This window comes from Pseudoclavibacter soli DSM 23366, from assembly GCF_000423505.1.
GTDB lineage: Bacteria > Actinomycetota > Actinomycetes > Actinomycetales > Microbacteriaceae > Pseudoclavibacter_A > Pseudoclavibacter_A soli.
On the sequence record NZ_AUIC01000004.1, the window covers coordinates 35741 to 54208 of the forward strand.

14 protein-coding genes are annotated in these 18468 nt (G+C 64.9%); 3 read left to right on the forward strand and 11 right to left on the reverse strand.

Annotation, left to right across the window (positions count from 1 at the left end):
• Nucleotides 1–3 precede the first annotated feature (3 nt).
• Both cydC and cydD read right to left on the reverse strand, forming a co-directional pair.
• Nucleotides 4–1710 (reverse strand): thiol reductant ABC exporter subunit CydC, encoded by a 1707-nt coding sequence (gene cydC / locus G557_RS0103130; protein WP_051224380.1) that lies wholly within the window; start codon nucleotides 1708–1710, stop codon nucleotides 4–6.
• Nucleotides 1707–3251, reverse strand: a complete 1545-nt coding sequence (gene cydD, locus G557_RS0103135; RefSeq protein ID WP_051224383.1) for a thiol reductant ABC exporter subunit CydD — start codon at nucleotides 3249–3251, stop codon at nucleotides 1707–1709. The genes cydC and cydD overlap by 4 nt, the downstream gene beginning before the upstream one ends.
• Between cydD and G557_RS14090 the strand changes: the two genes are divergently transcribed.
• Entirely contained in the window at nucleotides 3211–3381 is a 171-nt protein-coding gene (locus G557_RS14090) for a hypothetical protein (protein ID WP_169337737.1), read from the forward strand. The two genes, cydD and G557_RS14090, sit on opposite strands and share 41 nt — an antisense overlap.
• A gap of 67 nt (nucleotides 3382–3448) precedes the next feature.
• Here the strand turns inward: G557_RS14090 and cydB are convergent, their stop codons facing one another.
• The 3 genes from cydB to G557_RS0103155 all read right to left on the reverse strand — a co-directional run bounded on the left by cydB (nucleotide 3449) and on the right by G557_RS0103155 (nucleotide 7876).
• Nucleotides 3449–4477: a cytochrome d ubiquinol oxidase subunit II gene (cydB, locus tag G557_RS0103145; protein WP_028244920.1), complete on the reverse strand. Its 1029-nt coding sequence runs from the start codon at nucleotides 4475–4477 to the stop codon at nucleotides 3449–3451.
• 15 nt (nucleotides 4478–4492) lie between these two features.
• A complete protein-coding gene (locus G557_RS0103150; RefSeq protein WP_028244921.1) occupies nucleotides 4493–5980 on the reverse strand; it encodes a cytochrome ubiquinol oxidase subunit I in 1488 nt (495 codons plus the stop codon).
• Nucleotides 5981–6085: 105 nt separating this feature from the next.
• Complete coding sequence (locus G557_RS0103155; protein ID WP_028244922.1) at nucleotides 6086–7876, reverse strand: DEAD/DEAH box helicase; 1791 nt, start codon at nucleotides 7874–7876, stop codon at nucleotides 6086–6088.
• Between the two features lie 108 nt (nucleotides 7877–7984).
• On the opposite strand from G557_RS0103155, the gene G557_RS11345 reads away from it, so the two are divergent.
• Nucleotides 7985–8689 carry a GntR family transcriptional regulator gene (locus G557_RS11345; protein WP_051224386.1) on the forward strand — a complete coding sequence of 235 codons (705 nt, stop codon included), beginning with the start codon at nucleotides 7985–7987 and terminating at the stop codon, nucleotides 8687–8689.
• On the opposite strand, the gene G557_RS0103165 is transcribed toward G557_RS11345, so the two are convergent.
• The 4 genes from G557_RS0103165 to G557_RS0103180 form a co-directional block, all read right to left on the reverse strand.
• Entirely contained in the window at nucleotides 8643–9755 is a 1113-nt protein-coding gene (locus tag G557_RS0103165) for an acetate/propionate family kinase (protein WP_028244923.1), read from the reverse strand. The genes G557_RS11345 and G557_RS0103165 overlap by 47 nt on opposite strands.
• Nucleotides 9756–9812: 57 nt before the next feature.
• Complete coding sequence (gene pta / locus G557_RS0103170) at nucleotides 9813–11873, reverse strand: phosphate acetyltransferase (protein ID WP_028244924.1); 2061 nt, start codon at nucleotides 11871–11873, stop codon at nucleotides 9813–9815.
• Between the two features lie 65 nt (nucleotides 11874–11938).
• Nucleotides 11939–12634: a polyprenol monophosphomannose synthase gene (locus G557_RS0103175; protein ID WP_245542759.1), complete on the reverse strand. Its 696-nt coding sequence runs from the start codon at nucleotides 12632–12634 to the stop codon at nucleotides 11939–11941.
• Between the two features lie 29 nt (nucleotides 12635–12663).
• The gene (locus G557_RS0103180; RefSeq protein WP_028244926.1) at nucleotides 12664–14334 is read right to left on the reverse strand and encodes an AMP-binding protein; all 1671 of its coding nucleotides are present in this window, start codon (nucleotides 14332–14334) and stop codon (nucleotides 12664–12666) included.
• Between the two features lie 86 nt (nucleotides 14335–14420).
• Between G557_RS0103180 and G557_RS0103185 the strand changes: the two genes are divergently transcribed.
• A complete protein-coding gene (locus G557_RS0103185) occupies nucleotides 14421–15095 on the forward strand; it encodes a metal-dependent transcriptional regulator (protein ID WP_028244927.1) in 675 nt (224 codons plus the stop codon).
• Here the strand turns inward: G557_RS0103185 and G557_RS11350 are convergent.
• A complete protein-coding gene (locus G557_RS11350; RefSeq protein WP_036960998.1) occupies nucleotides 15086–16819 on the reverse strand; it encodes an amino acid ABC transporter ATP-binding/permease protein in 1734 nt (577 codons plus the stop codon). The genes G557_RS0103185 and G557_RS11350 overlap by 10 nt on opposite strands.
• On the reverse strand, nucleotides 16816–18468 hold the full coding sequence (locus tag G557_RS0103195) for an ATP-binding cassette domain-containing protein (RefSeq protein WP_028244928.1): 1653 nt from the start codon (nucleotides 18466–18468) through the stop codon (nucleotides 16816–16818). The genes G557_RS11350 and G557_RS0103195 overlap by 4 nt, the downstream gene beginning before the upstream one ends.

Below are 18468 nucleotides of genomic sequence, written 5' to 3' on the forward strand. Positions count from 1 at the left end.
CCCCTACCGCGGCTGCAACGTGCCGTCGCGCAGCTGCCAGGCACGGTCGATCAGCTCGGCGGGCACGTGGTCGTGGCTCATCACGATGATCGCCGGTGCGTGGTCAGCGTCAGAGGCAGCGCTCAGCAGGTCGGTGAGCAGTCGCTGAGACATCTCTGGATCGACGTTGGCGGTGGGCTCGTCGAAGACCACCACCGGAAAGCGTGCCAGCAGTGCACGTGCCAGCGCGATGCGCTGCACCTGACCGCCCGAGAGCAGCTCGCCGTGCTCACCGACCAGCGTGTCGAGCCCCTCTCTCTCGGTGAGCAGCTCACCCAGGCCGACCCGCTGCAGCGCAGCGACCAGCTCGTCGTCTTCGGCGGTGGGATGCGCCAGCAGCAGATTGGCTCGAATGGTCGAGGCGAACAGATGTGGCCGCTGCTCGCACAGACCGACCGTGCGTCGCACCCGGTCTCCCCCGAGGTCACGCACGTCGATGCCGTCGAGCAGATAGCTGCCCGCATGATGGTCGAGAAAACGCACGAGCGTGGCCGCGAGCGTGCTCTTGCCGGCACCACTGGCGCCGGTGACCAGCACCCGGTCGCCAGGGTGCAGCGTGAGGTTAATGTGGCTGGCCACCGGTTCGGCAGCAGACCACCCTATGCTGACATCACACAATTGCAGTGAGGTGAAACCGACGGCGTCGGCATCCGGCAAGGCACCGTCGGCCGCGGCACGTGGGGCATCAGGGGCGCCCACGCCCGAGTCGATCACCTCGCCAATGCGCCGCGACGCCACCTGCACGTTCTCGAGGGCGCTCATCGCGGCCGGCACCTGGCCGAAGACATCGAAGATGCTGATCGGCACGAGCACCAGCACGGCCAGCATGGTGCCAGCGAATGCGCCCGCGGTGAGCTCGGTTCCGCCAGCCCACAGCGCACCGATCACCGCTACCCCGGTCAGCGCCAGCAGTACGAAGTCGGTGATGCCCTGCGACGACGCGCGTGAGGCGTCGACCTCGGCTGTGCGGTCGGCCAGGATGCCCGCCTCGGCCTGTGCGACTTCGGTCGCCTCATATGCGCTCAGCACGTCGAGGCCGGTGAGCGTCTCGAGCGTGTGCTGGTTCTGCTCGGCGCGCAGCCCGGCTGCGCCGCTGGTGATGCGCCGATGAGTGCGCTGTGGCAGCACGCCGCCAAGCACGAAGGCGGCGACCAGGCAGATCGCCACAATGACGGCTACGTGAACCGAGAAGCTGCCCAGCACCACAACCGTGGCGGCACTGACCAACACCGAGGTGAACAGCGGCTGCCAGAAGCGCAGTGGCAGATCCTGCAGATCATCGACGTCAGAGACGAAACGACTCATCATGTCGCCGCGGCTGATGCGGCTGAGGCTGGCGGGCGCGCCGGGCACCAGGCGCTCGAAGATGCCCACGCGCAGGCGGCCGAGCATGCGGAACGCCGCGTCGTGCGATGCGAGTCGTTCGATGTAGCGAAAGAAGGCGCGACCCAGCGCGAAGAAGCGCACCGACACGATCACCCACATGAGTGTGAGAATGAGCGGCCGCAGCGATGAGGCGGCGATCAGGTAGCTGCTGGCCCACATCAGCCCGATCGCGCAGGCTGCGCTCAATGAGCCGAACAGTATGCCGCTCCAGAAGCGCTTGGGCTCTGGGGTGGCCAGATCACGCAGTCGGGCATCGACGCCCGGGGCGGGAAGACGCAGGCTCACGCTCGCACCTCCTCGGCATCGCGGCTGCCGATGGCGACCTGCACATCGGCGGCGTCGCGCACAGTGTCGCGGTGGCTGACCACCACGACGGCTCGCCCGGCGTCGGCCAGCTCTCGCATGCCGGCGATCATCTGCGCTTCGGTGACCTCGTCGAGGGCACTGGTGGGTTCGTCAAGCAGCACGATCGGGCAGTCATGCTCGAGTGTGCGGTAGAAGCAGCGTGCCACAGAGACGCGCTGGGCCTGCCCGCCGGAGACTCCTTCGCCCAAGGCATCCAAGTGCTGATCGGCTGAGAGTTCGTCGGCTCCGGCCAGATGCAGCGCGCGCTCGATGAGCTCGTCATCGGGTGTCGCAGAGCCGAGTGAGACGTTGCCGCCGATGGTGCCGGTGAACAGGCGCGCCTGCTGACCGCTCCAGGCGATGGCCGGCTGAGCGTTCTCACCAGCCGCGAAGTCGATCACTCGATCGCCGATACGCACCTGACCAGTGGCCGCGACGGTGCCGGTGAGCGCGCCGAGCAGGCTGCTCTTGCCCGCACCCGACGGGCCATGCAGCACCGTGATCGCACCGAGCGGCGCGGTGAAGCTCACTGGAGCCAGCATGCGCTCGCCGCGTACGACAACAAGGTTGTCGACCTGCAGATCGCCAACAGCATGCACCGGGCGCACCGGGCGCACCGGCTCGTCAAGAATGCTCAGCACGTCGTCGGCGGCCGAGATGCCCTCGGTGGCAGCGTGATAGTGCGAGCCCACCAGGCGCAGCGGAGCGAACGCCTCAGGAGTGATCAGCAGCACGAACAGCCCGGTGTACAGGTCGAGTTCGCCGGCGATCATGCGAGTACCAATCGAGACGGCGACCAGCGCCACCGACAGCGTGGCGCAGATCTCGAGTACGAAGCCCGACATGAACGAGACGCTGAGCACTTTCATTGTGCGACGGCGGTACTGATCGGTGACCTCGCTGATCACCTCTTGCTGGTGACCGGCGCGGCCGAAAATCTTCAGCGTCGACAGCCCTGTGACCACGTCGACGAAGTGACCGGCCAACCCGCGGCTGGCCTCCCACTCGGCGTCTTGCACACGCTGGGTATACCAGCCGATCAAGATCATGAAGATCGGGATCAGCGGAAGCGTCACCAAGACGATGACCGCAGAGGTCACGTCGTTGAGAAACAGCACCAGCACCAATGTGGGTGTGGCGAGTGCGGTGAGCACCAGCTGGGGTACGAACTTCGAGAAATAGCCGTCAAGAGCATCGAGGCCGCGACCATAGACCGTGGTGAGCTGGGCTGGGCTGCGCCCGGCCATCCATTGTGGGCCCAGCGCAACGAATTTGGCGAACAGGCGCTCACGCAGCTGGCTCTTGACCTTGGCTGAGGCAAGCTGGGCGCTGGCATTGGCTGCGAAGCCGAGAGCAGCACGTGCGGCCTGAGCCACCGCAGCGATGAGCACAAGGCGCAGGCTTTCGCCCCAAGTGGCGTGCAGCATCAGCATGTCGGCGATGGCCTGGCTCACCGCCCAAGAGAACGCGACGATCGCCACGACTTGGCCGGCACCGATGAGCGCGCTGATGGCGATGTACCATGCGGCGCCGCGGGCTTGGCGCAGCAGGCGCGGGTCGATGGGCTTGATCGTGCACCTCGTGGTCGAATTGGATGTGGGAAGACGATGAGGGTCGTCTTCCGACTGCTGCTCACAACAGTGTACGGAAAACGACCCTCATCTGGTCAGGCGCTGCGTCAGTGCGCGGCCTGCTCGATGTGTTTGACAGTGACCCGCTTGCGGAACACCCAGTAGGTCCAGCCTTGGTAGACCAGCACGATCGGCAGGGCGATCACGGCCACCCAGGTCATGAACTGCAGCGTGTTCTGCGAGCTCGAAGCGGTGGTCAACGTGAGGCTGTGCTCCAAGCCGAGCGTCGACGGCAGCACCATGTGAGCGTCATATGAGGTGAACAGCACCATCCACAGCGCCAGCACGGCGAACACCACGGTCAGCGCAGTGAAGGTGAAGGCCAGACCGTCACGCTTGACCCAGTTGAACCCGAAGCTGACGATCAGGGTGACCGCGGCCAGGGCCGAGAACAGCAGCACCACTGGCGAGAAATGGATGATGTTGGTCCAGAGTAAGAAGCTCGCCGCAACCACGATGGTCAGGATGCCCGCCTTGCGCCCCAGCGCATGTGCCCGGTCGCGCACCACACCATCGGTCTTCAGTGCCACGAACTGCACACCATGGGTGAAGAACAACAGCAGCGTGGTGAGACCGCCCAGCAGCGCGTAGGGGTTCAGCAGCGTGAACAGGGTGCCCTGGAAGACGTAGGAGTAGCCGATCTTCTCGATGGGCAGCCCGTTGATGATGTTCGCCACGGCAACGCCCCAGAGCAGAGCAGGCAGTGCTGAGCCGATCACGATGAAGGCATCGAACCAGTTCGACCAACGGCCGGCACGACCCTGGTGCCGGTACTCGAACGAGACACCGCGCAGAATCAGTGCGACCAGAATCAGGAACAGGGCGAGATACGCACCGCTGAACAGCGTGGCGTACCACTCGGGGAAGGCCGCGAACAGCGAGGCGCCGGCGACGATCACCCAGGTCTCGTTCATATCCCAGACCGGGCCGATGGTGTTGATCACCTGGCGCCGCTCGTTGTTGGTCTTGCCGAGGAACGGCAGTGACATGCCGACGCCGAAGTCGAAGCCGTCAAGCACAAAGTAGCCGACGAACAGCACCCCGACGATGAGGAACCAGAGAATTTCGAGAGTCATTTTCTTCGTCCGTTCTTAGTAAGTGATCGCCAGTTTGTGCGGGTCGATCTCGGCCGTGCCATCGGAGTGGTCGTCGACATCGAACTCAGGCGGCCCGGCTTGGGCAGCCTTCTTGATCAGGCGGAACTCTACGACAGCCAAGGCGCCGTAGATCACGGTGAACAGCAGCAGCGAAAGCCCGACCGACCAAGCGGGCACGTTGGGCGATACCGCGCTCTCGGTGGTCATCAGGCCGAAGACGATCCACGGTTGACGCCCCATCTCGGCGAAGACCCAGCCGACCAGGTTGCCCAGCAGCGGCAGCGGCGCCGACCAGATGGCGACTCGCCACGCCCAGTCGGGCACGGCACGCGTAGCGGTGCGGCGGGTCAGCCACAGGCCCACGATGGCCACCAGCAGGCTGAAAGCGCCGAGACCCATCATCCAACGGAACGACCAGTAGGTCACCCACAGCGTCGGAATGAAGCCGCCGTCAGACGGGCAGGTCAGCGCAGCATTCAGCGCATCTGCGCCGCAGAACTGCGAGGTGTACTGCGCCTGCAGATCATTCAGGCCTTCGACTGTACCGTCGAACGTGTGCGTCGACAGGAAGGACAGCAGGTAGGGCACACGCAGAGAGAACAGCTCGCTGTGACCGTCGGGGGTGCCCAGCGTGAAGATCGAGAATGAGGCGGCGGCGCCAGTCGAGGTGTTGTACATCGCCTCGGCGGCAGCCATCTTCATCGGCTGAGTTTTCACCATGGCCAGCCCCAGTTGATCACCGGTCAGGAACACCGCGGCGAAACCGGCGATGACCGACCATGCACCGATCTTCAGACCGGTGCGCATGCTCTCAACGTGCTGGTTGCGGCGCAGGTGGTAGGCAGCCACAGAAATGATGACGGCACCAGCGAACAGTACGGCACCGGCGATGGCGTGCGGGAAGGCCGCCACTGCCACAGGGTTGGTGAGCACCGCACCGATGTCGTTGAGCTCAGCACGGCCGCGTTCGGCGTTGATCTCGTAGCCGACCGGGTTCTGCATGAACGAGTTGGCCACGATGATGAAGTACGCCGAGAGAATTGTGGCGATGGAAGTCAGCCAGGCCGAAGCCAAGTGCACACCGCGCGAGACACGGTTCCAGCCGAAGATCCAGACGCCAATGAAGGTCGCCTCCAGGAAGAAGGCGAACAGGCCCTCCATGGCCAGCGGTGCGCCGAAGATATCACCGACGAAGCGGGAGTACTCTGACCAGTTCATACCGAACTGGAACTCCTGCACGATACCGGTAACTACACCCATGGCGAAGTTGATCAGGAAGATCTTGCCGAAGAGCTTGGTGAGCTGCAGGTACTTCACCTTGCCAGTGCGCACCCACGCGGTCTGGATGATCGCGACGATGAGCATGAGCCCAATCGTCAGCGGCACGAAGAGATAGTGGTACAGCGTGGTGGCCCCGAACTGCAGTCGCGCCAAGGTCAGCGCGGTGGGATCACTCTGCAACACAGCCAATGTCTCGGTCATGTGCGTTCCTTCACGGTCGTTCTGATGGCATCGAGCATCTCCGACACCTGTTGGAGACGTTACTCCACGCCCAACGCCCATGCAAAGTAGGCGACCCTGACTTGGTCAGCGCCCCTTGGCCATCCAGCTGCGCACCGTGCTGATGCGCTTCTCAAGTTGTGCTAAATCGGCCTGCGCCACAGCGGGCCCGCCGCTGATTCGGCGAAGCCGAGCATGCACGCTGCCATGCGACTCGCCTGACATTTTTGCCCATACAGACACGGCACGGTTGAGTTCGCTGCGCTTGGCCTTCAGCTGGCGGTGCAGGGGCTCGGTGGATGCCGGAGCCGCCGCAGGTTGTTTGCTCGCGCTGCGCTGGCGTCGCTTGGCGATCTCGGCCTGATGAGACTGCAGCAGCGTGCGCACCTCGTCGGGCTCAAGCAGCCCCGGGAACCCCAGAAAGTCGAGCTCTTCGAGGCTGTCGGGCTCGACGGCAGAGCCGGAGCCGAACTCGTCGCCCTCGTAGAGCACGCGGTCGAAGGCGGCCTGCGCCTCAAGGGGTTCAAAGTCGGCGCCGTCAAGCAGCGCGTCGCTGGCCGCCTCTCGCTGATTGGCGCGTTCGAGCAGCTCGTCATCGAAGTCGTCGTCGGCTGCCTTGGGTGCACCCAGAATGTGATCGCGTTCGACTTCGAGTTCATGGGCCAGCCCCACGAGGCCAGGCACACTGGGCAGAAAGATGGTCGCCGTCTCGCCACGCCGCCGGGCTCGCACAAAGCGCCCAATGGCCTGAGCAAAGAACAATGGCGTGCTGGCGCTGGTGGCATAGACGCCGACGGCAAGACGCGGCACATCGACGCCCTCAGACACCATGCGCACGGCGACCATCCAGCGTTGAGTGCCGGCCGAGAAGGCCTCGATGCGATCTGAGGCGCCGTCTTCGTCGGAGAGCACGATGGTCGCTGATTCGCCGCTGATCTCGTGCAGCAGCTTGGCATAGGCCCGAGCCTGAGTCTGGTCGGTGGCGATGACCAGCCCGCCAGCATCGGGCACACCTTTGCGCACCTGGGTGAGGCGGGCGTCGGCAGCTCGCAGCACCGAGGCGATCCACTCGCTGCGCGGGTCGAGTGCGGTGCGCCAGGCCTGGGCGATGATGTCCTTGGTGGCCGGGGCGCCGAGATCAGCGCTCATTTCATCGCCGCTGCGCGAACGCCACTTCATGTTGCCGGCGTAGGTGAGAAAGATGACTGGCCGCACCACGCCGTCGTGCAGGGCACGACCATAGCCATAGGTGTAGTCGGCCTTCGAGATCTTGGTGCCGTCGGGCTGCGGCTCATAGGTGACAAAGGGAATCTGCGCATCGTCTGAGCGGAACGGGGTGCCGGTGAGGCACACACGCCGAGCGGCCCGAGCATACGCCTGCCGGATGCCGTCGCCCCAGCTGAGTGCGTCGCCGCCGTGATGCACCTCGTCGAGGATGACCAAGGTGCGCGCGGCCTCGGTGAGCGCGCGGTGCACCTCAGGGTTGGCTGCGACCTGCGCATAGGTTGCGGTCACGCCCCGATAGTGGGCGCCGAATACGCGATCGGCGTTGCGGAAGTTGGGGTCGAGCGGAATATGTGCGCGTTCGGCGGCATCGGCCCACTGACGTTTGAGATGCTCGGTGGGCGCTACCACGAGCACGCGATCGACCTCACCACGGTCGAGCAGCGCAGCGGCCAGCTGCAGGGCGAAAGTTGTTTTGCCGGCACCAGGCGTGGCGGCGGCGAGAAAGTCGCGTGGGCTGCGCTCGAAATACAGCGAGAGCGCCTCGCTCTGCCAGGCGCGCAGCGACCCCGCCGTGCCACGAGCGGCGCGGCGCGGGTACGCCGGAGGCAGGTCGCGCGCAGACGCGTTGCCGAACTCGATTGGGGGGTGCATATCGCAAGATTGTACCCGTGCCCACTGACACTCCCCTGTCGGCACGCTCGATCAGCCAGGCTGCAATAGGATGGCTGAGGCGCGGGTGCGCCACCGTCAGGAGGGATCATGGCCGAGGATCAGGCGAACAGCAAGGCGCTGCAGGCACGAGATGCCATCAAGCGCTCAATCGCTGCCGGCAGACTGCAGTCAGGCCACCGACTGGTGATCTCCCAACTCGCCCGAGAGCTGAAAATGTCACCGGTACCGGTTCGTGAGGCTATTCGACTGCTCGAGTCGGAGGGGCTGGTCACGTTCTCGCACAACATCGGTGCACAGGTCGCCGACTTCGACCCCGACGAATACCGTCACCTCATGTTCACACTTGCTGTGCTCGAGGGCGCCGCCGTCGCACAGACCATTGGGCATATGCGGCCGCAGACCATTGAAGAGGCCCGCTTCTACAACCAGCACCTCATTGAGTCGTTGAACCAGTCGCGCTTCGCCGAGGCCAACCGTTTCAGCACACTCTTTCATCGGGTGCTCTATCGCGACTGCCCCAACCGTTACCTGATGCAGACGCTCAACGAGGGGTGGGTCAAGGCAGCGGCCGTCAAGGGCGCAGTGTTCGGGCTGCTGCCGGGGCGCGTCGACGGCCTGGTCGAAGAGCACGAACACCTGCTGCAGATGATCGAGTCGGGCACCGCCCCAGATCAGGTCGAAAGCTACATTCGCGATCACCGGCAGCGCAACACCAATGCCTATCTGCGCTACGCCGAAAACACGCTCAATGACCGTGCTGCCGCAGCAGGGCCTGAGCCTGCCGCACCATAGTGATGTCTTCGCGCGTCTGCACGATGATGATTGCGGCGCTCGACCCCTTGGCCTGAATCTCCGAGCCCATTTCGTTGCGCAGGTTGAGGTCTTCGTCGAAGCGCAGACCGAGCGGGCGCAGCCGCTCGAGCACCATCGCACGCGCCACCGGGGAATTCTCTCCGATGCCGCCAGAGAAGACCAGCGCGTCGAGGCCGCCGGCCGAAACCACCATCTGCCCGATCATGCCTGCAGCGCGATGCGCCCAGACTCCCATGGCCAGCTGTGCCTCGGCCTCGGCCGCGTTGGCGCGATCGACGATGGCACCCATGTGCGTGTCGCCAGCCAGCCCGTAGAGGCCAGACTCACGCTCCAGCCGACGGATCACCTCGGTGACGCTCAAGCCGGTCTTAGAGACAAGCCAGGCCGAAATCGCCGGGTCGATTGTGCCTGATCTGGTAGACATCACGAGGCCCTCGAGCGGGGTGAAGCCCATCGTGGTGTCGACACTGTGCCCCTCGCGCACCGCAGCCAGCGAGGCACCCGACCCCAGATGCGCGCTCACCAGATGCAGCTCGTAGAGATCGCGATCGAGAATCTGTGCCGCCTCACGCACGTTGTACTCATGTGCCAGGCCATGGAAGCCGTAGCGGCGCACCCCGAGGTCTTCGCGCCAGTCGCGCGGAATCGCATAGGTGTACGACTCGGCGGGCATCCGCGCGTGAAAGGCGGTGTCGAAGCACGCGATCTGCACCGCATCGGGCAACAGCTTGCGCAGTCGCTCAAGCACCGAGACCGACGGCGGCTGGTGCAGCGGAGCGAGATCGCTCAGCTGCTCGATGCCGGCCATCACATGATCATCGACAATGGCCGCCTCGCCGAAGCGGGGGCCGCCGTGAGCCACGCGGTGCACGACAACTTCGATCTGCCCACCGTGAGCGGTGAAGTCGTCGATCAGCTCACGCCATTCGTTGTCGGTGATCTGCAGCGGAGGCGTGGTGACGGTGCGGGTATAACCGACCTCGCCATCCTCTGCGACGCTGATCTTCAGGCTCGACGACCCGGCGTTGACAAGCAGCATGCTCATTTTTTGCGTTCCCCTTTGAACTGTTGTGACGGAAGGATGTTGACGAGCGCCGGGCGCTCAGGCAATCGTCTGCGACTGAATCGCGGTGATGAGAATCGTGTTGATCACGTCGTCGACCGTGCAGCCGCGCGACAGATCGTTAACCGGCTTGTTCAGCCCCTGCAACACGGGGCCGATCGCCAGTGCGCCACTGGCTTGCTGCACCGCCTTGTAGGTGTTGTTGCCCGTGTTGAGATCGGGGAACACAAATACCGTGGCCCGACCCGCGACATCAGAGTCGGGCAGTTTGCCGGCGGCAATGACCGCATTGCTCGCGGCGTCGTATTGAATCGGCCCTTCAATGGGCAGCTCGGGTGCCAGTTCGTGAGCGATTGCGGTGGCTTCGCGCACAGCGTCGACATCGGTGCCGTGCCCCGACTGCCCAGTCGAGTACGAGAGCAGCGCGACGCGGGGCTCGACACCGAAGGCCTTCGCCGTGCCCGCCGATGCTACCGCGATCTCGGCCAGCTGCTGAGGCGTGGGGTTGGGAATCACTGCACAGTCGCCGTAGACGAACACGCGATCGTCGAGACACATGAACAGCACCGACGACACCGTTGACACCCCGGGCCGGGTCTTGATGATCTCGAAAGCCGGGCGAATGGTGTCAGCGGTGGTGTGAGAGGCGCCCGAGACGAGACCGTCGGCGCGACCAGTGTGCACCAGCATGGTGGCGAAAGTGGTGGGCTGAGCGACCTTGGCTCGCGCCTGCTCGATGGTCACGCCCTTATGCGCGCGCAGTTTCTGGTATTCGGTGGCAAACTCCTCGAGCAACGGTGAGGCTGCCACATCGATGATCTCGATGTCGCCCAGTTGCACGCCGTGCTGTGCAGCCAAAGTACGCACGTCGTCTGGCCGACCAAGCACGGTGACCCGAACCAAGCCGCGCCGCGTAACATCGGCTGCGGCGGTCAGGATGCGCGGATCCTCACCTTCAGGCAACACGATGCGTGCCTGAATGGAGCGAGCCCGACGGGCGAGCTCGTAGGTGAACCGCTCTGGTGTGGTGACGTCTTCAGTGCGCAGGTCGAGACGCGAGAGAATCTCACTGCCGTCAACATACTGCTGCCAGATCTTCTGCGCCAAGCGAACCCGGGTGGGGTTGCCCTCACCGATCTCGGCCCGCACATGGCTGGCGGCCTGAGCGGCGGCGAAGGTGTCGGTGTCGAGGGTGTAGATAGGAATGCTTGAGGCGGCTACGGCCTGCTGCCCTACCGGACCGAGTGCGAAGTCACCGCTGATCAGCACAGCTTCGGGGCTCAGGGGTGCACGCAGAATGGCGCTCAGCAGTTCGTCGCGGTCGGCTGGAACCACGACGAACGCCCCAGCGCCGATGACCTCGAGCGCGTGGTCTGGCTGCATCGCGGCCACCGTGATGCGACGCACCAGAGCGTCTTCGTCGCCAGTTTCGTTGATGCGAGTGGCACCAATGCGCCGGGCGATCTCACCGACACTGGGCCAGGTGAGTCCGTCGACGTTGGGAATCAGGTAGACCGGGCGGCCGAGTCGACCGACGGGCAGCAACCGAGCGGCTTCTTCGATCTGGTCGAGTGGTGCGCGATTGACAATCACCGCGATCAGCGTGGAATGCGCATCGATCAGTTCACGGCGTGTGAGCGCCACCGCGGCCGCGATGCGTGCGGCACTGCGACCGCTGCCGTCGATCACCCCAATGGTGGGCACACCCAAGTGCTTAGCGAGTTCAATGTTGAAGCCGACATCGCTCGGCAGACGCACACTGATGGAGTTGCTGCCTTCGACGATGACCAGATCGGTGTCTGCCGCCAGTCGTTCATAGGCATCGAGACAGTCAGAGATGACGTCTTCTACGCGGCCGTCGGCGATTTTGCGTTCGGCCTCCGCAGCGGTCATCACGCTCGCGGCATGCAGCGTACCCTCGGGCAGTAGCTGTTCGGCCAGCGACACGATACGCGACCCCTCAGTGGAGTCAGAAGAGGTGATCGGGCGAAGAAACCCTATGCGAGCGAAGTGTTCGGCGGCATCGCGAAGCAGCCCAATGGTCACCAGTGATTTTCCTGCGCTCTCGCCGATACCGGTGATCAACAGCCCCTGGGACATTCCACTCCTTGTTTTCGCGCCATTGCGGACCTGTTTACACTATCGCACCGGTGAGGCTACTCTGTTCAACCGCGCCCGAGTCGCGAAGACACTCCCCATGCGGTCACGCGACGCATCGCTTCTAGCACAATCGGCAGATCCATCTTCGACTTTCCTGCGGTGCGCTCGACGAAGGTGATGGGCACCTCCACCACCGAGTGGCCAGCTGCCACTATTCTGCGCAGCACGTCGATCTGAAAGCAGTACCCATGGCTCTCGACGTTCTCGAGTGAGATTTCTTCAAGCAGCGCGACAGGGATCACCCGATAGCCTGCGGTGATATCTCGGGTGCCGAGCCCGAGCAGCGTGCGCGAATACCAACTGGCCGAGCGAGAGAGCAGTTGTCGATGCCACGGCCAGTCTTGTGTCGACCCGCCCGACACCCATCGGGAGCCCAGCACAAGCACATCTGGGGCAGCTGCATCGAGCAGTGCAGCCAGCTGCTCCGGCTGGTGCGACCCGTCGGCATCCATTTCAACCACGTAGTCGTAGCCGTGTTCGGCGGCCCAGTGAAAGCCGGCGATATAGGCCGGCCCGAGCCCCTCTTTGCCAGCGCGGTGCAGCACTACAAGGTGTGCATCGGCCGTGGCAAGTTGGTCTGCCAGCTCGCCAGTGCCGTCTGGAGAGGCGTCATCCACGACCAGCACGGGCAGGTCAGGGTGCACCGCGCGCAACCGTCGCAGCAGCACTGGCAACGACTCCACCTCGTTGTAGGTGGGCACGACGACCAGTGTGGTGGATGCTGGCGCGCTCAATCGCGCAGCTCGCGGCGAATGACCTTGCCCACGTTCGATGTGGGCAGCTCGTCGCGAAACTCGATGTAGCGCGGCCGCTTGTAGCCGGTGAGATAACGACGCGCATACTGACGCACCTCGTCTTCGGTGAGGGCGGCGTCAGCCGGCACGATGAAGGCCTTGACGACCTCGCCTGAGTGCGCGTCTGGCACACCGATGACCCCAGCGGCTTTGATGCGCGGATGCCCCGCCAGCACGTCTTCGACCTCTGTCGGGTAGACGTTGAATCCGGAGACCGAGATCATGTCCTTTTTGCGATCGACGATGGTGAAATAGCCATCTTCGCGCAGCACGGCGATGTCGCCGGTGGCGAGCCACCCGTCTGCCGAGAGCACCTGGGCGGTTTCTTCGGGCTTGTGCCAATAGCCGGCCATCACCTGCGGGCCGCGCACGTAGAGATCGCCCGGTTCGCCGAACGGCGCTACCTGGCCGTCGGCGTCGAGCACCTTGATGTCGGTCGACGGCAGGGGAATGCCCACGGTGCCGATGATCGGCTCTGCCCACGTCGGGTTCACGCTGACCACTGGTGAGGCCTCGGTGAGCCCATAGCCTTCGAGCATGGGGCGCTGCGTGAGGTCTTGCCACTCGTAGGCGGTGGCCGGTCGCAGAGCCATGCCGCCTGCGACAGTGAGTTTCAAGAAGTCGAAGTCGGCTCGACGGAAGCGATTGTTGTCCAGCAGGGCTTGCGCGAGAGTGGAGACCAAGATGATGACCGAGGTGCGGTAGCGAATGATGGTCTTGGCCAGAGCGTCGACCTCGCGCGGGTTGGTGACCAGCACGTTGTGCAGCCCGTAGGCAAAGAAGCACATGCAGTTCACGGTCATGCAGAACACGTGGTAGAGCGGCAGTGCAGCAAGCACGACCTCGCCGCCCTCGTCGAGCACGAGCTCCATCCAGGACATCATCATTTGACCGTTGGAGATCAGGTTGGCGTGCGTGAGCATGGCACCCTTGGGGGTGCCCGTTGTGCCGCCGGTGAATTGCAGCAGGGCGACGTCATCTGGGCCGGCTTCGGGGCGCACATGCTGCAAATCTGCGCCATGAGCCAGCGCATCGCGCAGCCAGACCGCCTGCGGCAGCGAGTATTTGGGCACCATGCGCTTAACCGCAATGCCTGCATTAATCAGGTGACGCCGCGCACCATGGAACAGATCAGTGGGGCGAGTGACGATGACATGCTGCAGCGTGGTCTGATCGTAGATCTGCTCGATTTTGTCGGCAAACACATCGAGCACCACGATGGCCTTGGCCTCGGACTGGTTAATGACCTGTTTGGTCTCGTGTGCGGTGTACAGCGGGTTGGCGTTGACCACGATCAGGCCGGCCTTCAGCGCGCCGAACAACGCCACCGGATACTGCAGCAGATTGGGCATCTGCAGCACGATGTGATCACCGGGACGCAGCCCCAGCGCTACTTGCAAATATGCGGCGAAGTCATCGGAGAGCTGCCCCACCTCGGTGAAACTCAGGGTCTGCCCGAGGTTGGTGAAGGCCGGGCGGTCGCCGAAACGCGCACAGGTCGCGTCGATGAGATCGGGGATGCTGCGGTGCTGCAGCGGGCCGATGGTTGTCGGCACATTGGCCGGGTACTGAGCCAGCCATGGCTGCGGGAAGTCGTTAGCGGACATCGTTGCTCTCCTGCCTGATCACCCGTCCCATTATGCCGCATGCCACTGGCAACGACGGGGAATCAGCAGCCCGCTACAATCGGCGTATGCAATCTGCCGCCGATCTCTCGCAGTCGAACCAGGACTATCTCAAAGCGATTTGGCAGCTCGGCGAATGGTCAGATGCACCGGCGACCACCGGGCAGATCGCCGAACGCCTCGGGCTCACCAGGTCGACGGTGTCAGAGGGGGTGCGCCGCCTTGGCGAACAGGGGTTCCTCGAACACGAGCGCTACGGCACCATCGTGCTAACGCCGGCCGGTGAGGCCGCAGCCGTGCAGGTGGTGCGACGGCACCGCATCATCGAGACCTTTCTGGTCAGCTACTTGGGCTATGACTGGGATGAAGTGCATGACGAGGCCGAGGTGCTCGAACACGCCGTGAGCGACTTGATGGTGCAGCGACTCGACGCCCGTCTGAACCACCCCACCCGAGATCCCCATGGTGACCCGATCCCCCAGCCCGATGGCAGCATCCCGGTGCTCGATGCCGGTCCGCTGAGCGAGGTGGCCGTCGGCACCACAGTGCGAGTGCGCCGGGTCTCTGACGAGAACCCCGAAATGCTGCGCTACCTGACCGGCATCGGTCTGGGCATCGACAGCGTGGTCACGGTGCAAGGTCGTGTCGAAGTGGCCGGCACCATGACGATCGAACTCAACGGCCGCTCGCTCGACATCGGGCTGCCCGCCGCCCGCGACATCCAGGTGGCTGATCAGGCCTGAGCCGGTTCGACGCGCGCCAGCCCCTGCTCGTCGATGTGCACGACCGGCCCGGGCCACTTCGCAGCATCGTCGGTATGCGACACCCACAGCACCGTGCCCCCTTGGCTGCCACCCAGCACCAGGGAGCGAATCTGACGCGCCGTTTCGGCATCGAGCTGTGAGGTGATCTCATCGGCCAGCAGGATGGGCGCGTCGGTCAGCAGCGCACGCGCGACTGCCAGCCGCTGCAGTTGGCCACCAGACAGGCGAACTCTGCCGTGCCCAGCACCCAGCACGCTGTCGAGCCCCTTCGGCAGTCGCTCGATCAGCTCGCCCAGACGCACCTGCCGGCACACTTCAAGCAACTGAGCGTCGGTGGCGTCGGGCACACCGATGCGCAGGTTCTCGGCGATGCTGCGGGTAAACACGAAGGTGCGCTGGTCGATCACGGCCACGCGGCGCACGAGATCGGCTCGCCCCATGCTGCGCACGTCGACGCCGTCAATCGAGATGCTTCCAGCGTCGGCATCCCACACGCGGGCGATCAGATCGAGCAGCGTCGATTTGCCGCTGCCGCTCGGGCCGGTGATCAGCACCTGTGCGCCAGCAGCAATGCGCAGATCGGGCACCTGCAGCGCAGCGGCTGAGTCACCGTGCGAGAAGCGCAGATCGTGCACGCGAATCTCAGCCCCCGATGCATCTGTTGTCGAGGCCGATGCACGCGGTGCGATTTCAGCAGAAGGTTGCGTCTCAGGGGTCGGCTCCGGCACCGCTGGCGTGGCGTCAAGCACTGACTGCACTCGGGCAGCGGCCGCGCAGACCTGCCGCCATTCATTGACGAAGCCGACCACGGGCTCTGTGCTGGCGAACGCACCGAAGGTCAATGCCAACGCCACAGCAGCAGGGGCCAGGGTGAGTCTGCCCGCAGCCACGTCGAACGCTGCGAGCACCGATACAGCCACAAAGGTGGCCAGCCAGAGCATGTCGAATGCCAGCTGACGGCGACGCGCCAGCGCACCCAGTCGCGCTGCGGCACGGGTGCGGCGCTCCCCCAGCGCTGACCAGTCTGCGCCGCGCGCAGCAAAGGCATGCAGCCCACGCAGATCTTCACGTCCGGCGCACGTCTCAGAGATGTGCTGCGAGATGCCGCCGGTCACGGCAGCATCAGCTGCGGCAGCGCGGCGACCGGCACCCGGGTACATCAGTGCGACCGATATCGACAGCAGCAGCCCGAGGGCCAACGCGGTGGCAATCGGCCATCCGGCGCACACCCCAGCCGCCACCGTGAAGCCAGCGCTCAGCAGCACGGCGCTGATGCTCGGCACAATGGTGTGCGCAAAGAACACCTCGAGCCGGTCGATGTCGCGCGTTGAGCGCGAGAGCAGGTCGCCGGTGCGCGCTCCCGTGGCCACTGCGGGCGCCTGCGGCACCAGCGCGGCGAAGAAGCGCACACGCAGCCTCGCGAGCACGGTGAAGGCGACGCGATGCCCGAAGTACTGCTCGGCGTAACGGCTCAGCCCTTTGACCAAAGCGATGCCCACCATGATCAGCGCGGTCTGCCACAGGGGCACCGCGTCGGTCACCACCAGCACCGCCCCGACCGTCAGCGCGGCCACACCGCTGGCCTGAGAGATCAGCCGGCACAGCAAAGAGATACTGAGTGAGCCGCGAAAGCCCCGCGTCATCGGCAGCAGGCGCCGAATCGTCTGAGGCGTCGATGCGTCAGGATGCTCGGCGCGCGTCATGATGCCTCCCCCGTGTCGTTGCCGGTTTGGCTGGTGATGCGCCCGTTGGTCAGTTTCAGCTCGCGACCGAACCCGCTGAACAGCTCGGGTTGGTGTGTGACCGCCACGATGGCCAGATCTGTCGGCAGCTGAGACAGCGACTGCACCACCTGACGGGCGCGCTGCTGGTCGAGACCGCTGGTGGGCTCGTCGACGAGCAGCACGTCAGGGCTCGGCACCAAGGCCCGAGCAATGGCCAACCGCTGTTGCTGACCGCCGGAGAGCCCGGCGCCGAGCTCGCCGACCGGCGCATCGAGGCCGTCGGGAAGTTCGCGCACGGCATCGGCCAGGCCGGCTTCGCGCAGCGCCTGCCAGAGCCTGGCATCGTCGGCACTTGGCTCGCCCAGACGCAGGTTGCTGCGCACCGTGCCCGAGAAGATGCGGGGGTTCTGCACCACCGAGACGATGGTGGCCCCGGCGCGGCGTCGCACGGCACCACCGGAAGCCGCCAGCGTGCCTTCGAGCAGGCGCAGCAGCGTGGTCTTGCCTGAGCCACTCTCGCCCACCATCACCAGACGATCACCCGGCGCCACCGTCAAGTCGACGTCGTGAAGCACCGTGCGGTCGCCATCGACGATCACTGTGGCACCCGCCAGCTGCAGCTGTGCATCGCCGGTGGGCGGTTCAGCTGCTCGCGCTGTGGCAGACGCCGCAGACGACTCGACTCCGAGCGCCCCCGCCAGGCTTGACTCGGCACGCTTGCCAGCGGCTCGCAGATAGAAGAATCGTCCCACTACATCGAGTGGTGCGCTCATCACCAGCGCGCAGAGCACCAACGCGGCGCCCACGCCTGCGGTCAGTGCACCAGTGTGCACCCGCAGCTGCGCGATCACCGTCGCCGACCCCACCACCGACGCATAGAACACGGCGTCGAGCGAAAGAATAATGGTCTGATTCACCCGCAGCAGCCGCATGATCTCGCGACGCTGGGCTTCGCTCGAGGCCGCGATGCGCTGCAGCGTGCGACCGCCGGCGCCATAGAGTGAGAGCGTGCGCAGACCCTGCAGCGATTCGAGAAACTCGACCGACAGCTGCCCGGCTCGGCGCCGGTAGCCCGCCATCGATTTGAGGGTCAGCCGCTGCAGCCCGCCGACCAGCACCGTAGCCACGATGGTCGCCGCCAGCAGCACCAGTGCTGCCGGCAGATCGACCGACACCGCGATCACCACAATCACCACAATCGGCGCAACGACAGCCGCAACGATCGAGCCGTGGAACTGTGCCCGGAAGGTCGCGTAGTCGGTGATCGACGAGGTCGCCAGACGTGCGGCTGCACCGGGATCGATCTGCTGACCGTCTCGGGTCACCCCGGCATAGACCCGCTCGTGCAGATCGCCGACAATGGTGGTCGAGGCGGCGTCCTGCATCCAATCGGCCAACCAGCGAAGCGCAACGGTGAGCACTGCCCAGACGATAAGCCACGAAACTGATGCGGCCAGTGATTCGCCAGCCAGGGCTCGATCGAGCAGTCGGCCGGCACTAATCGCCGTGGCTGCCAGCGCGGCGGTTGCGCCAAACCCCGCGATCAGGGATGCCCTGGTGCGCGAGTCTGCCTGCTTCGGCACGGTCAGGCGCGCCGCTGGTGTACTGCTGCCGGGATGAGCGCTCAT

What these genes read in the sequence shown, in the direction of transcription:
- G557_RS0103195 (WP_028244928.1), bottom strand. Translation starts at nt 18,468, where the DNA reads ATGAGCGCTCATCCCGGCAGCAGTACACCAGCGGCGCGCCTGACCGTG.
- pta (WP_028244924.1), bottom strand. Translation starts at nt 11,873, where the DNA reads ATGTCCCAGGGGCTGTTGATCACCGGTATCGGCGAGAGCGCAGGAAAA.
- G557_RS11350 (WP_036960998.1), bottom strand. Translation starts at nt 16,819, where the DNA reads ATGACGCGCGCCGAGCATCCTGACGCATCGACGCCTCAGACGATTCGG.
- G557_RS0103165 (WP_028244923.1), bottom strand. Translation starts at nt 9,755, where the DNA reads ATGAGCATGCTGCTTGTCAACGCCGGGTCGTCGAGCCTGAAGATCAGC.
- G557_RS14090 (WP_169337737.1), top strand. Translation starts at nt 3,211, where the DNA reads ATGGCCTGGCTCACCGCCCAAGAGAACGCGACGATCGCCACGACTTGG.
- G557_RS0103185 (WP_028244927.1), top strand. Translation starts at nt 14,421, where the DNA reads ATGCAATCTGCCGCCGATCTCTCGCAGTCGAACCAGGACTATCTCAAA.
- G557_RS0103180 (WP_028244926.1), bottom strand. Translation starts at nt 14,334, where the DNA reads ATGTCCGCTAACGACTTCCCGCAGCCATGGCTGGCTCAGTACCCGGCC.
- G557_RS0103150 (WP_028244921.1), bottom strand. Translation starts at nt 5,980, where the DNA reads ATGACCGAGACATTGGCTGTGTTGCAGAGTGATCCCACCGCGCTGACC.
- cydB (WP_028244920.1), bottom strand. Translation starts at nt 4,477, where the DNA reads ATGACTCTCGAAATTCTCTGGTTCCTCATCGTCGGGGTGCTGTTCGTC.
- G557_RS0103155 (WP_028244922.1), bottom strand. Translation starts at nt 7,876, where the DNA reads ATGCACCCCCCAATCGAGTTCGGCAACGCGTCTGCGCGCGACCTGCCT.
- G557_RS11345 (WP_051224386.1), top strand. Translation starts at nt 7,985, where the DNA reads ATGGCCGAGGATCAGGCGAACAGCAAGGCGCTGCAGGCACGAGATGCC.